The organism is Levilactobacillus yonginensis (assembly GCF_964065165.1).
Classification (GTDB): Bacteria; Bacillota; Bacilli; order Lactobacillales; family Lactobacillaceae; genus Levilactobacillus; species Levilactobacillus yonginensis_A.
In genome coordinates this window covers 39671-54373 of record NZ_OZ061553.1, presented here as the reverse complement: position 1 = coordinate 54373, position 14703 = coordinate 39671, and the positions used below count along the sequence as shown (strand labels likewise).

The following is a 14703-nucleotide window of genomic DNA, read 5'->3' as shown; positions in this document are numbered from 1 at the left end:
GGTGAGCTCACCTCCTTTCAAAATAAACACCTAAGTTAGCTTAATAGAAAATACATAGAAAATGAAAAAGCGCAGACAAAAAAGCAACTTAGCGTTATGCCAAGTTGCTTAAGGTGGAAGTAGTCCGACTACCCCCGAATAAACTTTTAAGTTTTTAAAATTACCGCCTACGGATCTAATTAAATAGATCCAGTGAATTTGCGCAGAAGTCGCTCACCACACGTGTCCCCTTAGTCTTTACCCGGCAGCTTGTCCCCTACCGTTTTGAAATCACACCATTCTCGACATCTCACCATTTTGCTGGTATAATCTCTTTAGTTGAATGAAAAAGATTTTTTTGTCGAGTGCTTCCCAATTGCCGTTGGGTGGCGCTTTTCTTTTATTTAAGGTAACCATACACCATAACAAAGAAAATGTAAACAAAAACATCAAAAGTATACTTTTGATGTTTTTTAGTATATTAATCCACAAATCCACGAGTATACTAATGTAAAAGTATAAGAGTATATTAGTATACTTATAAACTAGTATACTTTTGATAAAAAAGCTTGATTTCAGGTTTTAATGTGGTATGCTATATTTATATCAGAAGTATACTTATGAGAGGAGTGTTATCAATGACGTACGTAATCGCTTTAAGCAACCAAAAAGGGGGCGTTGGCAAGACGACCAACAATGTGATGTTCGCAATCACTCTTGCCACCGTTTTCCATAAAAAGGTTTTACATATTGATATGGATCTCCAAGCAAACAGTACATTCATGCTCGGCATGACCTTTAATAAATCAAATTGGCCCGCTTCTATAACAAGATGCTTAAATGATAAGGATCTAAGTAAGGGGATCACGCATCTAACAGAAAATCTAGATGCCATTGCAGGAGATTCTGATTTTCGGAACTGGGGCACATGGGTAGCCGACCATATAAAGGGTGTCCATGAACGAACCTTTTACTTCAAAAAATTACTAGATAAAATCAAAGACAACTATGACTTTATTTTTATAGACACTCCACCAGCAACAGATATAAAAGTCGACAACATAATGGTTGCAACTGACTATGTAATTGTTGTGCAAGAAACCAAGAGATTCGCATTTGAGGGTTCAAAGGAACTAACCAACACTTATCTTCAAACTCTCTACGATGACTTCAGCGACGAGATTAATGTTCAGGTCGCGGGAATACTGTTAGTCATGCTTGACAAAACTCACACGGTTGAACAGCTCATTGTTGATAAGACCGTTAAATATTTTGGTAAACAGAATATATTCAATGCCATTATCAAAAGTCACTTACGCCTTGAAAACTATGGTGAATACGGAGTTCAGTTTGAAGACTACCACGATCGTGCTATGTTCGCACTCTTTTCCGATCTTTACGCGGAATTAATGGAAAGAATAGACCAATTCGAAAGTAAAGGAGATATTGCGGACGATTATGTCTACACGCCAAAATATCTCAATGGCAAAAAACTAACACCACTTGGAAAGGAGATAAGTGCTGATGGCCTTGATTAAAAAAGATGCTGATCACTTCGAAGTGAACATAAAAAAAACAGTCGATGATTCCAGAGACGAACAAAAAACTACTAAATACTCCGCAGCGGACAGAAAAAGCCTAAGGGTCGATCCACCTGTTTTTGACACGATAAAGAGTCTAGCTTACATTAAAGACGTGAAAATGTATGAACTTGTAGAAAGCGCTGTTGAGGCATATAAGCAAAACACGCTTTCAGATAGAGAGAGAGAAATCTTCGACAGCATTTATCAAAGAAAACAGCCGTAAGTATACTAGTGGAAAAGTATACTTATAATAACTACCCTATAATCATTGATAAACAAGCATTTCAAAAAGTATACTAGTAGCTAAATATACTTTTCCACTAGTATACTTTTTCTGGTTTCATAGATTAAACTATACACCAAAGTAAAATGAAGTAATTACAAAAACAATGGCGAATTTTATAATCAAGTTAGCCACTTGAAATTTAGGACAAAATAAATACACCAAGACGTAAATCTCAGGTATCATTGGAGTTCTCACACAAACAATGAAAGAGGTCTTCGTCTTGATGCAAGAACAGCTTACCATGAATCGTCCCAAGGGTCACCATCTAACTTTGAAAGAGCGTGGAAACATTGAGGTCTACTTTAACCACGACAAGCTTTCTCGGCGGAAGATTGCTGAGTTACTTGGCGTTAGCCCGCAAACCATAAACAACGAAATCAAGCGAGGCTTGGTAACCAATAAGAAAATCGTTAACGGTAACGTAGTCTTCTATGAGGTCTACGTGGCGGAACTAGCCGACCAGCGGTACCACGAGAACCGCAAGGCCTGCCACAGGCCTTGTAAGTTCTTCCAGGCGGCTGACTTTATAGCCTTCTTTGTAGAACACTTTAAGACTGATGGCTGGGCTCCAGATGCTGCTGTAGGCCGCGCCAAGGTGTTAAACCTTTTTCGGCCTGACGAGATGGTCTGTACCCAAACGTTGTACAAGTACATCGACGAACAACTTTTAGAGGTCTGTAACTTAGATCTTACCGAGAAAATGCGGCGGCGACTACCCAAGCACGTTAATCACAAAAATAAGCGTGTAATGGGACGGAGTATTGAAGAACATCCGGCTGAAGTTGACTCTCGCAAGACGTTTGGTCATTTCGAGATTGATACTATCGTTGGTAAACGTGATGGCCATGAGAGTGTGATTATGACCCTGATTGAGCGTCAAACTCGCTTCCAATTTATCCGTCTGATTGACGGGCGTGACGCCGATTCGGTTGAGTACGCCCTGCGAGAAATCCTCGCAGAGTATGGACCAGTTATCAAGTCGATCACCGCTGATAACGGACCTGAGTTTGCCTTGCTGAGCGAGGCATTGCGTTCAGTGGCACCAGTCTTTCATACGCACCCGTTCACCTCTAGTGAACGGGGAACCAATGAGGTCCATAACCGGATGGTCCGCTATGACTTTCCCAAAGGCATGTCCTTAGACGCCGTAAGTCCTCGGGCTGTTGCTAGAACAGCGGACAAGTTGAATAACACACCTCGTCGTCTGCTAGGCTTCCAGACTCCCGCCGAACTCTTCGCCGCCGCCTGCGGCTAGGCTCCTCGCGCCACCAACTTCAACCCCTGAGAATCCCTTGGTATCAGTATTTGGTCCTAGTGACTAACTTGTTCTTGCAATTTGCGTTACAAAAACAATAGTATCATTGATAGCAATATTACTATCAATGATACTATTGTTTTTAATTGCAGCAAGTCTGTGATTATAAGATCATTTTTGTTTAATATAAAAAACTGTATACCAAACTACAGCTTTTACATTTATCCATCTAATGTAACGAACGTGTGCTCAGAATACACCTATTTAACATCTAATTTATCGCTTCGGACCTCGATCATGCCTTAACGGACTAAAGGGGGGCTTTACCTGTCTCGATTCAATTTTAGGATTGGTACTCTCTTTGCTCTCCTTATTTTCAACATTTCTAAATTGTGGCTTAACTCGTGCCACTCGTGTTTTACCCTGACTCCCATCACTAATGATCGGCCGATGCAACTCCCGTTCACGATCACTTGGAAGTAAATCAACCATTTTATCCAGGTACTTCGCTTCATCAGTTGGATTTTTGGCATCGTAGTAACGCATCAATGAAATTGTAAACTCACCACGATCCAGGTCATTGAAAGGAAGCACTAAGTAGTTTTCCCTCTCAAATGTTCCATACGCAGCATTTGCAGCAATCAGTGCCGTCCGCTTATTACCGTCCTGAAACGGTTGTAGCTTAGATAAATCGGCAAAAACTTTCCAAGCATCTTTTTCTTTTTTAGGAGACTCCTTGTAATTATCCACAATTTTTTGTAAATCATCACGCCGAACAATCTCTGGTGGAAAGTAGGTCTCTTTTGCACTTTGATCAATTGTAATTCCAATGCGATCATCTTCATTATAGTAGGCATTGCGTAAATGTCCCGGCCAGTTAGGCTGCTCATCGGAAGGTGAATCAAAGGCTGATTTGATCGCAATAATACCATCAACGCTGAATCCTTTTTCTTTAACGGCCGCGATTCCCTTCAATGTGTCTTCAAAAATGGCCACATCTTCGCCATGTTGATTAAGTGGTTGGCTTGATCTCAGGTCCAAAGCTTTTTTCGTTTGGGCTAGGGTACTCCCATACCCGTTTAAACTTCCAAGTGACGTAATAAATCGTGCCAAAGCCGTGTTATCCATTATACCGATCTCCTCCTTAGTTCGTATATTATCCGCAATTGAAAATTGGCCAACTTTTAATGTTCGATATTCAGTTGAAATCAACAAAGCCTTGTTAACATTTTATTCGGGAATTTCTTCATTCAACCGATTCTTGATATTAATGATAGTCTGAACCGATACGCCAGTTTCGGCCGCAATCGCACGATAGCTGATTTTAGCTCCTGTTGCTTTGTTTCTTAACTGATCAACAATTCGATGATAAATAAACCGTTTTTGTGGGTTAGGTGAATCTTCAGCGTATGCTGGTCTAGTTCCGCGGTACTTTCCATTAGCCTTAGCAATCTCGATTCCTTGTCTTTGACGCTCGCGAATTTTCTTTCGCTCCGTCTGGGCCATATAAGCTAGCAGCTTAGTTAGCATATCGAACATAAATTTGTCCATATCTGAATCGCCAGTTTGCATTGAAAGAAATGGGGCGTCTAAGACTTCCATTTTAACTTGTTTATCTCTAATCTGTTTGATTATATCACTGGCATCGTCATAGTTTCGACTAAGCCGATCCAATGAGGCCACCACTAATGTATCTCCTTGCCGCACATAAGCAATCGCCGCCTGTAATTCTGGTCGGTTCTGGGTCGATTTGCCCGATTGTTTTTCTTCAAAGATTTTCTCACATCTGGCTACTTTCAGTGCTTTAATTTGGCGGGCCAAATTTTGATCAGTTGAGCTAACTCGTGCATAACCAACTTTCATCAATAACTCTCCTTTCAGAAGATCAGTCTCCCCCACCCTACTACATTCTGTTTAGACACTCTAATTAGACGGTTTGACAAAAACAAAGAACTGCTTGTTATCCCAAGCAGAATCTAAGCTTTTCTTCATAAGTTGATTATACTGCTTTTTGTCCATTTAGGGTACACTAAGAATCGACAGATCAGCCAGGCCTTCAGTCATACCTACTTAGTAGGAGCGGTGATTGTTTTGATTCTGTCACCAATTGCTTTGTTGACAGATCGTAAGCCATTAAAAAGTTGAACTGGGAGCTAGCCATTAACTTTAATACGGATTACTATCTAAATCTAAAAGGGGCCTCGTATTCGAAGCCCCTTTTGGTATGGTGTAAACAGTTTTAAAATATATTGTTTTTAACTAATTTAAATCGTCGCTGTTGCGTGCGTTTACTAATCCCCGTCTTTCGTTCAATCATTTTATAGGTCATGCCTTGTTTTCGTAACTCGTAGGCAAATCTGATTTGTTCCTCAGAATACGTTTTCGGTCGCCCTTCCCGAAACAACGGATCATGTTGCTTGGCATACACTTTACCTTCTTGTGTGCGCGTGACAATCATATCGCGTTCAAACTGCGCAAAGGCGCTAAATATTGTAAAGACTAATTGGCCAGTCGGCGTATTGTCAATTAAGCCCATATTCAAAATGTTAACTTTGACATTTTCTTTAAACAACTCTTGGATAATGGCTAATGCCTCGCGCGTGTTCCGCGCAAACCGATCCAGCTTAGTGACAATCAAAGTATCACCTGTTTTTAGAGCGCGCAACAGTTTTTGAAACTCCGGTCGTTCAGTAGTTGTGCCGGTAAACTTTTCCTGAAAGATTTTTTCTGCTCCTGCCAATTTTAGTAACTCAATTTGATTTGCTAATTTTTGATCAGTGGTACTGACCCGCGCATAGCCATATTTCATCTTTTTATCTCCTTACTTATGTCATTAAGTAATGACACGGTTCTAACCCTTTAATTATACAGTGTCAAAAAAGAGGCCACAACTGTTAAGTTGTGACCTAGTTTGTGCCATTTAAACACTTTAATTATCACATATTCAAAACGTCAAAAAATTTGTATCTAAATATATCTAAGCTTTTTTAATGGTGAGAAACTTTGCGACTTGCAACACTCAATTAATTACTTGGGTATACAAAATGATTATTGTCACGAGCCAAAAATAATCTTAATGTTTAAGTTTGCTTCACTTCAACAAAAGACCGGTCTGCCAAAACCGGTTCTGGTGCAAAAGTTTTCAGGTAAACTTATTTTGAGTATAATTAGCCTAAAAAGCGAGGTAGCTATGACGAATTGTCAAATCAAGCGCAACTTTGTCCCGAAGAAAACTTCAAATGGACTCTTCCAGCCTAAGACCTTACGTGGTCGGTGATTTAAATCCCTGACAAACTTGTCGATATCTTGATCAGTCAGTTGGTCTAGGTCGGTTCCTTTGGGGAAATACTCACGGATAAGTCCGTTGGTATTCTCATTGGTTCCTCGTTGCTGAGGCGCATGAGGATCTGGGAAATAGACTGGGATACTTAGCTCTTGACTAACTTCGCGGTATTCTGCGAATTCAGTTCCACGATCCGGCGTAAGCGTCCGAACTCGTTTGGGCGTCACGGTATGCAAGAGGTCAATCATCGCTTGTGTGACGTTCTTGGCGTTTACTTTGGGAACCCGCTGAGATAATAAATACCGAGATTTGCGGTCCACCAAGGTTCCCTTGACCTTTCGGGTTTTACCACGGTGACGGAGCTTACGGGCAAAGCCACGAGCCTCGTGATTCTTACGTTTGATGCCTAAATTATCACGTTCAATCCCACGATAAATGGTGTTATAACTGACATGCCATTCACTGTTTTCGTGGACTAAACGACCGGAAATTTGTTCCGGGGACCACTGACGTTGAACAATACAGTGAAGAACAAAATCCCGTAACTTCAAATCAGTTAGAAGCCTAGGACGTCGGCTTTTTAGCCGCCGTCCCTGATAGTTCTCTTGGGCTTTGACGGCCGAGTATGCCTTACGACCACCATTGCGCTTGATTTCGCGCGATACGGTGGCTTTGGAACACCCAATTTTCTCCGCAATAACTTGATAGGTGTCGTTTAAAGTGACGCCCAACAGTATGCATTCTCGGTCTTTTAAGGTAAGATGGTTGTACGGACTCATAGCCTAGGATCTCCTTTAGATGATTGTTGTGGTGACTTCATTTTATAGGACTCAGGCTATGAGTTCTTTTTTATTTTTTTCTTACTTGTTGCACTTCAATTGTAAATTCGTCATGATGAAAAATTATTTTAAAGGGCGGCATTTCCAGAAAGACATTATTTTGGTAGCCGTCGGCTACTATCTTCGCTTCAGTTTAAGCTATCGGGATCTTGTTGAAATTTTGCGTGATCGGGGAATTGCGGTCCACCATACGACAATTATGCGTTGGGTTCATCACTATGGTCCAATCTTTAAATTGTTGTGGCGAAAGCAGCAACATGCCACTAGTCAGAGCTGGCGAATGGATGAAACCTATCTTAAAATTAAACGCAAATTGCAAGAACAAGTTAGTCACTAGGACCAAATACTGATACCAAGGGATTCTCAGGGGTTGAAGTTGGTGGCGCGAGGAGCCTAGCCGCAGGCGGCGGCGAAGAGTTCGGCGGGAGTCTGGAAGCCTAGCAGACGACGAGGTGTGTTATTCAACTTGTCCGCTGTTCTAGCAACAGCCCGAGGACTTACGGCGTCTAAGGACATGCCTTTGGGAAAGTCATAGCGGACCATCCGGTTATGGACCTCATTGGTTCCCCGTTCACTAGAGGTGAACGGGTGCGTATGAAAGACTGGTGCCACTGAACGCAATGCCTCGCTCAGCAAGGCAAACTCAGGTCCGTTATCAGCGGTGATCGACTTGATAACTGGTCCATACTCTGCGAGGATTTCTCGCAGGGCGTACTCAACCGAATCGGCGTCACGCCCGTCAATCAGACGGATAAATTGGAAGCGAGTTTGACGCTCAATCAGGGTCATAATCACACTCTCATGGCCATCACGTTTACCAACGATAGTATCAATCTCGAAATGACCAAACGTCTTGCGAGAGTCAACTTCAGCCGGACGTTCTTCAATACTCCGTCCCATTACACGCTTATTTTTGTGATTAACGTGCTTGGGTAGTCGCCGCCGCATTTTCTCGGTAAGATCTAAGTTACAGACCTCTAAAAGTTGTTCGTCGATGTACTTGTACAACGTTTGGGTACAGACCATCTCGTCAGGCCGAAAAAGGTTTAACACCTTGGCGCGGCCTACAGCAGCATCTGGAGCCCAGCCATCAGTCTTAAAGTGTTCTACAAAGAAGGCTATAAAGTCAGCCGCCTGGAAGAACTTACAAGGCCTGTGGCAGGCCTTGCGGTTCTCGTGGTACCGCTGGTCGGCTAGTTCCGCCACGTAGACCTCATAGAAGACTACGTTACCGTTAACGATTTTCTTATTGGTTACCAAGCCTCGCTTGATTTCGTTGTTTATGGTTTGCGGGCTAACGCCAAGTAACTCAGCAATCTTCCGCCGAGAAAGCTTGTCGTGGTTAAAGTAGACCTCAATGTTTCCACGCTCTTTCAAAGTTAGATGGTGACCCTTGGGACGATTCATGGTAAGCTGTTCTTGCATCAAGACGAAGACCTCTTTCATTGTTTGTGTGAGAACTCCAATGATACCTGAGATTTACGTCTTGGTGTATTTATTTTGTCCTAAATTTCAAGTGGCTAACTTGATTATAAAATTCGCCTCTTAAAATTAAAGGGCGCTGGTATTACTTTTATCGAGCCATTGACAATCATGGATTAACATTAGACTTTGAATTGCGTCGTCATCGAGATTACCAATCCGCTTACCACTTCTTGAAACGGTTATTGACGACCTACGGTCGCCCAGATTGTTTGGTAACCGATCAGTATGGAGCAACTTTAAAAGCGATTAAGCAAGTAATTAAAAATGGATTATTGGCGAAAGGAAATCACCAGTGCTCTAAGTATCGAAATAATCTGATCGAGCAAGATCATCGGCTGATTAAACATGTGTTAGTTAAATCTAGCGGGTTTCAATCTATGCGCACCGCCAGTAAAACTTTAAGTGGTATTGAAGTCATGCATCAGCTACATAAAATAAGCCAAAGAGCAATTAACCTCTTTGGTTTTTCAGCGTTACAATCATTAACCGAATTATTAGCAAACTAGCCCGCAAATGATTATCAAACAGGGTTAAATCGCTCCTTTTATTATTTTTGCACCAGAGCCCCTGCTAATATACATAATAAAAAGATATCGGTAAAGAGACCCCCCTGAGTCAGAGTAAATTCAGACTCAGGGGGGTTACTATATCAAGCTAATATTATAGCAGTATCTAAGTAGTGCGTCATACATACATGTACTAGTGTCAATAGAGCAGCTAGCTTACTCAGAAGCCGCTTCGGTAACTAATACAGGAACTTCTGCGTGTTGCACAACGTACTTTGTCACAGAGCCAACAATGAGCTTCTCTAACGCGCTCTTTCCAGACTTTCCAAGTACGATTAGATCGATTTCTTCCTTCTCTGGAAGATTAGTAGCAATTTCATCATTTACTGTACCAGAAACAATGGTGTACTTTACTAGAATATTAGTACCAGCTAGTTCTTTTTTTGCCTCATCAATAACATGCGCTGCCTCTTCGCGAACGTTCAACTCAACTTGGACCGGAACAATGCCACCAACTGAAGGTACACCGGCTGGTATAGCAACACTAGGGTCAATTATAGTGGTTACAAAAAGAGTAGCAGAAAACATCTGTGCCATCTCTTTAGCATATGCTAATGCCTTGAATGAATCTTTACTTCCGTCTAGTGGAACTAGGATGTTCTTGAACATAATTACTACCTCCAACCATATAGGATTTAGTGGTTATACAATCTACTAGCACTAATTTTATTTAAAACTATACTACCATTGTATGATAACAGAGCATATCAGACAACTTTGATGTTATGCATATTTTTTGACTATTTTCATAGCATTCTGTAAATAGTTTTGTGAAGTCGATTGGCTTTTCATAAGTTTTACAACTATCTGAGTTCAGAATCTCTAATAATCGGCAAACTTGTGGACTATTAATTAACTGCATATATTTTGGGAAAACTAGTTTGTAAGCCTGATAAAACTTCGTAGGAACTGAATTTAAACTATTTACACGATCTTCGCATTTTAGTTCTTGTTCTAATTCTTCCAAAGTTGCTGCCCCTGTATTTCCAAATAATGTTTCACGCGTGGTGCTAGTTGATTTTGAACCAGGTATCGATAAAAAGACACTGTTCTAGGCGTGCTTGAAACCCTAAGTATGATCGCGCAGGGTTGTGTTCGATATTAAATAAACAACATAATTGCGAAAATACCGTCTCTATCCTACGCCGTTGGCCTTTTAATAAGGTTTCATCACTTGAACGTTGTTTCATATTTTTACGACATGGTGTCCAAAACCAGATGCCCTTTCCTTTTAAATCGGTATGCAGTGCATGACTGATATACCCTGAATCAGCCAGAATTTTGGCACTGAAATATTGGTTTACTAAGGCTTTTACCAACTTAACATCATGGATTGAAGCCTTAGTAATGGCGTATGCCACTACAATTCCTGCATTTGTGACCTGAAAATGGCCTTTGAAACCATAAAACCATGTTTTCTTGGTCGCATTATAGCCAATTGAGGCGGTTGGACTAAAAACCTTGGCGCTATGATTGCGGATTGGCTGACACAGAGGCATCGGCATACTATCGATTATGGTATAGGTTGCCGTTGGCAACGCTTCTTGCAGTAAGCCATTTCTAATCATGTTAAACAAAGCTCCGGCTTGCTGACAAATACGGTTGAATCGTGATCTTTCTGGCAGTAACAGCCCCAAACTAGCTAACAAGCGATAAAAGGCTCGCTGATTTTCAATTCCAATGGTAACTTGCCAACACATTAAAGCTAGTACTGTCACATCTTGTAGGATAGCTTGCGTCACATTCTTTCGATGGCGTACAACCGCTGGTACGTATTTGTGGTACAGCGGACTTAGGATTGTTTGCCATTCGAACCATGGGGCTTGTATTCGATTATTACTTTGATTAGACTTAAATTGGTCTGACATACTTAACACTTCTTTGCTCTAGATTGCTTTAAGTGTAAGCCGTCAGGCTTTTTTACTGTCTAAATTTAACTAGCACCACGCGTAATCATAATATTTGCGTTAATAATCCAATCCTTGGTATGCTAGGCTTATCAAATACAGAAAGCAGGTTGGACCTATGGAAACGATGGTTAAAAACGATCTCACACAACTGATGCAACAGCGCGACGACGGCCCCTTCATTGCAATCTATGGCAATACGGCCGTTGTCATGAACGACCTGAACCGCCGCCGCTTACAATTCAAACAATTAATTAACGACGCTGAAACCCAGATGGCCCACCACTTTCCCAAGACAGACTTTGCGCCTTATCAGCAACAGTTGACCCAACTGATCGATGATAACGCCTTCTGGCTTCAACATACGGGGCCTCAAACGGGAATTATTACCAACGGCCGCGATTTACACGTCTTTGACCTGCAATACCCAACCGAAAATCAAGTTATCGTCAATAGTATGCCTGCGATTCGTCCGGTGCTCGCCGACCGTCAACATCAATTTGATTTTGATTTGTTAGCGCTTAACGAAGATAGCATGGCACTCTATGCACAACGTGACGGTCGCTTCATTGAAATCGAGCTGCCCGCGGATGCCCCTCGAACTTTGACAGAAGCACTGGGGACTGAAAAGCGCGGCGGTGACCTGAATTTCAACGCGAGTCCGGTCCACGGCGCGAACTATCACGGCCACAACGCGAAAGCCGAAGAGCGCGATATTGACCAGCGTAACTATTACCAACAAGTTTCAACCTACGTCCAAGCCTACTCACAACGGACACAACGCCTACTGATTTTGATGGGCTTGCCACATAATCAAGCTGTCTTTCGGGCAATCAACAAGAACCCGTACTTGTCGCAACACTTGATGATTGATAAATCGCCAAGCAACTTAACGTTAGGTGCCATGCAAACGGCCATTGAACCAGTTCAGACCAAGTGGCATACGCAGCTCGCCGACATCATGATGGAGCGCTACGACCAGGCCCAATCACGGCAACTCGCCATTGACGATCCCTTCGACATGATCAAACCCGCACTCAGCGGTCGCATCGACACCTTGATCGTTGCAGCTGACGCGAATGTCGCTGGTGGCCTGCCAACAACCACCGTCGAACAACCCGACCCCGTCGCTGCACCAGATAATCTAATCGATGACCTCGTCGATGTGGTGATGGCAATGAATGGTCAGATTCGCATCATCCCAGCTGACCGGATGCCCGTCGAAACTGCCGCCCTCGCCATCATGCGGTACTAAATTGACGTTCGATTAAGCTGAAATAACCCGCCCAAGTTTGTGAGAACTTGGGCGGGTTATTTGGGGTTGTTCAACTTCAAATTCTGCATCCTTTTCAATATTGAATACTTTAGGAATGGTTAGGACTGCGGAATCACCCACCAATCTTACTTTGATCTTCATAATACGCATTGTGATAGTTAATTTGTCATGAATCATGCTATTCCAAGTTCAAAAACAGCCAGCTTAGAATCGCTGGAAAACAAGGCGAGTTACTGTAAACTTTCTGTGGTAGGCGCGTCCTACACCGGCTTCCAGGCATCAACGATACAAATTAAGCCTTTGTCTGAAGGACCAGACACTTAAATATTCAGTGGTCAATTGCACCAAGATAGGTGGTCGTTCATCTGCCATTCGAGCGGTTTCCCGACTGTAGGGGCTGGCTGACAATGCTCAAGGGCGAAATTCTTCTTGTCCGGGTGAATTTCCCGGGCTAGAAGAAGACTCGTATTTGAAATTGCGCAGTGGGTTGCTGCGTGAGTTCAAATCGATGTCCGCCCTGTTCCAGCGTTGTCAGCCGGCCCCGGAAGTCGGACTAAGAACGTGTTTAGAATCTTTTCAAGAGTATTCGCAGGAAGGCTAAGCTAATCATCATCTTACTGGTGTTCAGCTTTCGCTCACAATTGCGCCAGAGGCGCCGATATTTTCCTAGCCAGCTAAAACTGCGTTCGATAACCCAGCGTTGCGGGGTCACTTGACCGTGCCTAAGGTCACTCTGTTTAGCAATAATGACTTCAGCGTTAATCATTGCCTGAACTGATTGAGCAAAGTTGTTACCAGTATAACCACCATCGGCCATTACTCGTTGAACCAGGTCAAACTGTGATTTGTTTAACGCCAGTAGCGCATTGGCGCCATCACGCTCAGAAACATTGGCGGTTGTCACATGGACTGCCATCGGCAGCCCATTGATATCTACAGCAAGATGGCGCTTAATCCCACTCACCTTTTTACCACCATCGTAGCCACTACTTTCAGCAGGATCGGTATTCTTGACACTTTGAGCATCTAGAATGATGAACGATGTATAAACTGAACGCTTCTGAGCCAACCGATGTTGGCTGACAATTTTTTTAAAACCTTATCCAGAGGAGTGATACCAGCAGGAGATGGCGTTTTAGTCCAAAGTAACCAGTAATAATAGACGGTTTCCCATTTAGGAAAATCACTGGGTAAATCGCGCCAAACGCACCCATTTTTCAAGGTATAAAGCAGGGCACAAAAGATATCATATAAATCAACCTTTCTTGGCTTAGTCCGCTTACGTATGCCTTCTAGATCTGTCCGGATTAGTTCAAATTGTTCACGAGAGATGTCGCTACTATAATGGTGTGCAAAGCTTTTCATGGATTAAAAACTCCTGTTTTTGATCTAATTTAACTAAAATCAAATCGAATGTCAAAGTATCCAAACACGTTCTAATGATTGATTATATTTAGAACGTTGGTCGAGGTTACGCCGTTGGCGTAGACCATGTTCAGGTAGGTCACTCAAAGAAAATTCAAATTTCCCCTGATATAGCCAATTGTAAATAGATTTAGTAGCTAGTTTAAGTTCATGAGCAATCACTTCTGGTGACCAGCTTAGACGTAAATGGTTTAGAATGATTTGCTTTAATTTGGCATTCAATTTAGTTTTCCGACCACATCGTGCCCGCTTAGATTCAGCGTTCGCTTGCGCTGACTCAGCTTGATAAGGTTGACAGCGGGATAATTCATAAGAAATCGTGAACGGCGATCGTTTTAACTGCTCAGCCATTTGGGCATTGGCCAGTCCTAGTTCACAAAAGGTTTCGATTTTAATTCGTTCAGAATAGGTTATACTAGACAAAAGATCAGCTCCTAAAAGATGGGTTTGTGGTAAACACCATTTTAAAGGAAGCTGATCTTTTTTGTCCGAACAGCGTTCGGATTAATTTTACAATCTACCTCTTAACCTTTATTCGCAACCGCGATCGGGCTACTTTACAACAATTAGTTATGAACTACCGTCCCAATGGTACTGAAATGGATACCGTCATAAGGACCATTCAAAAGAACTACTTAGGGATCAGGAACGCTTGTCTCTATGACTACTCTAATGGGCCGTTAGAGGGGATCAATCGCAAGATCAAAGAACTTAAACGTAGCTGTTACGGTTTCAGTAACTTAAGGCATTTCTTTATCCGCATCAAATTGATCCATGCCTAAAATAAAAAATTTAGGTCAACACTGTGGGAGGCAGGTG

General features: G+C 42.3%; 14 protein-coding genes and 4 pseudogenes. 8 read left to right on the top strand and 10 right to left on the bottom strand.

Annotated elements, in window-relative coordinates; all coding sequences use genetic code 11:
- Positions 1 to 617 precede the first annotated feature (617 nt).
- The 3 genes from prgP to AB3Y94_RS13630 all read left to right on the top strand — a co-directional run bounded on the left by prgP (position 618) and on the right by AB3Y94_RS13630 (position 3103).
- Positions 618 to 1517, top strand: a complete 900-nt coding sequence (prgP, locus tag AB3Y94_RS13640; protein ID WP_114670817.1) for a ParA superfamily DNA segregation protein PrgP — start codon at positions 618 to 620, stop codon at positions 1515 to 1517.
- A complete protein-coding gene (prgO, locus tag AB3Y94_RS13635) occupies positions 1504 to 1785 on the top strand; it encodes a DNA segregation protein PrgO (RefSeq protein WP_114670816.1) in 282 nt (93 codons plus the stop codon). The genes prgP and prgO overlap by 14 nt, the downstream gene beginning before the upstream one ends.
- A gap of 265 nt (positions 1786 to 2050) precedes the next feature.
- Positions 2051 to 3103 carry an IS30 family transposase gene (locus AB3Y94_RS13630; RefSeq protein ID WP_367296639.1) on the top strand — a complete coding sequence of 351 codons (1053 nt, stop codon included), beginning with the start codon at positions 2051 to 2053 and terminating at the stop codon, positions 3101 to 3103.
- 276 nt (positions 3104 to 3379) lie between these two features.
- Here AB3Y94_RS13630 and AB3Y94_RS13625 read toward each other — a convergent pair whose 3' ends face one another.
- The gene (locus AB3Y94_RS13625; RefSeq protein ID WP_367296641.1) at positions 3380 to 4231 is read right to left on the bottom strand and encodes a Fic family protein; all 852 of its coding nucleotides are present in this window, start codon (positions 4229 to 4231) and stop codon (positions 3380 to 3382) included.
- A 102-nt stretch (positions 4232 to 4333) separates the two neighbouring features.
- Positions 4334 to 4966, bottom strand: a complete 633-nt coding sequence (locus tag AB3Y94_RS13620) for a recombinase family protein (RefSeq protein WP_233741366.1) — start codon at positions 4964 to 4966, stop codon at positions 4334 to 4336.
- Between the two features lie 156 nt (positions 4967 to 5122).
- Between AB3Y94_RS13620 and AB3Y94_RS13615 the strand changes: the two are divergent.
- Positions 5123 to 5248, top strand: a pseudogene (locus AB3Y94_RS13615) (MFS transporter); the annotation flags it as partial.
- Positions 5249 to 5342: 94 nt separating this feature from the next.
- Here the strand turns inward: AB3Y94_RS13615 and AB3Y94_RS13610 are convergent.
- Both AB3Y94_RS13610 and AB3Y94_RS13605 read right to left on the bottom strand, forming a co-directional pair.
- Complete coding sequence (locus AB3Y94_RS13610) at positions 5343 to 5912, bottom strand: recombinase family protein (RefSeq protein ID WP_062916862.1); 570 nt, start codon at positions 5910 to 5912, stop codon at positions 5343 to 5345.
- Between the two features lie 392 nt (positions 5913 to 6304).
- Entirely contained in the window at positions 6305 to 7165 is an 861-nt protein-coding gene (locus AB3Y94_RS13605) for an IS30 family transposase (RefSeq protein WP_258115838.1), read from the bottom strand.
- A 115-nt stretch (positions 7166 to 7280) separates the two neighbouring features.
- Here AB3Y94_RS13605 and AB3Y94_RS13600 point away from each other — a divergent pair.
- Positions 7281 to 7532 (top strand): annotated as a pseudogene (locus AB3Y94_RS13600) (IS6 family transposase); the annotation flags it as partial.
- An 86-nt stretch (positions 7533 to 7618) separates the two neighbouring features.
- On the opposite strand, the gene AB3Y94_RS13595 reads toward AB3Y94_RS13600, so the two are convergent.
- The gene (locus tag AB3Y94_RS13595) at positions 7619 to 8671 is read right to left on the bottom strand and encodes an IS30 family transposase (RefSeq protein ID WP_367294742.1); all 1053 of its coding nucleotides are present in this window, start codon (positions 8669 to 8671) and stop codon (positions 7619 to 7621) included.
- A gap of 98 nt (positions 8672 to 8769) precedes the next feature.
- Here AB3Y94_RS13595 and AB3Y94_RS13590 point away from each other — a divergent pair.
- Positions 8770 to 9216, top strand: a pseudogene (locus tag AB3Y94_RS13590) (DDE-type integrase/transposase/recombinase); the annotation flags it as partial.
- Positions 9217 to 9432: 216 nt separating this feature from the next.
- Here the strand turns inward: AB3Y94_RS13590 and AB3Y94_RS13585 are convergent.
- Both AB3Y94_RS13585 and AB3Y94_RS13580 read right to left on the bottom strand, forming a co-directional pair.
- Positions 9433 to 9885 (bottom strand): universal stress protein, encoded by a 453-nt coding sequence (locus AB3Y94_RS13585; RefSeq protein ID WP_105922965.1) that lies wholly within the window; start codon positions 9883 to 9885, stop codon positions 9433 to 9435.
- Positions 9886 to 10286: 401 nt separating this feature from the next.
- Positions 10287 to 11144 (bottom strand): IS982 family transposase, encoded by an 858-nt coding sequence (locus tag AB3Y94_RS13580; protein WP_367296638.1) that lies wholly within the window; start codon positions 11142 to 11144, stop codon positions 10287 to 10289.
- Between the two features lie 157 nt (positions 11145 to 11301).
- Here AB3Y94_RS13580 and AB3Y94_RS13575 point away from each other — a divergent pair, with 157 nt between their 5' ends.
- Positions 11302 to 12438: a hypothetical protein gene (locus tag AB3Y94_RS13575; RefSeq protein WP_258115835.1), complete on the top strand. Its 1137-nt coding sequence runs from the start codon at positions 11302 to 11304 to the stop codon at positions 12436 to 12438.
- A 12-nt stretch (positions 12439 to 12450) separates the two neighbouring features.
- Here AB3Y94_RS13575 and AB3Y94_RS13570 read toward each other — a convergent pair whose 3' ends face one another.
- The 3 genes and pseudogenes from AB3Y94_RS13570 to AB3Y94_RS13560 all read right to left on the bottom strand — a co-directional run.
- Entirely contained in the window at positions 12451 to 12600 is a 150-nt protein-coding gene (locus AB3Y94_RS13570; protein ID WP_258115834.1) for a hypothetical protein, read from the bottom strand.
- A gap of 424 nt (positions 12601 to 13024) precedes the next feature.
- Positions 13025 to 13824 (bottom strand): IS5 family transposase gene (locus AB3Y94_RS13565; protein WP_088899809.1). Its coding sequence is split into 2 segments (ribosomal slippage): positions 13025 to 13554 and positions 13554 to 13824, totalling 801 coding nucleotides; the frame shifts between segments, so codons are not numbered across the junction.
- A 72-nt stretch (positions 13825 to 13896) separates the two neighbouring features.
- Positions 13897 to 14307, bottom strand: a pseudogene (locus AB3Y94_RS13560) (transposase); the annotation flags it as partial.
- 26 nt (positions 14308 to 14333) lie between these two features.
- Between AB3Y94_RS13560 and AB3Y94_RS13555 the strand changes: the two are divergent.
- Positions 14334 to 14666: a transposase gene (locus AB3Y94_RS13555; protein WP_258115824.1), complete on the top strand. Its 333-nt coding sequence runs from the start codon at positions 14334 to 14336 to the stop codon at positions 14664 to 14666.
- The last annotated feature ends 37 nt before the right edge of the window (positions 14667 to 14703 follow it).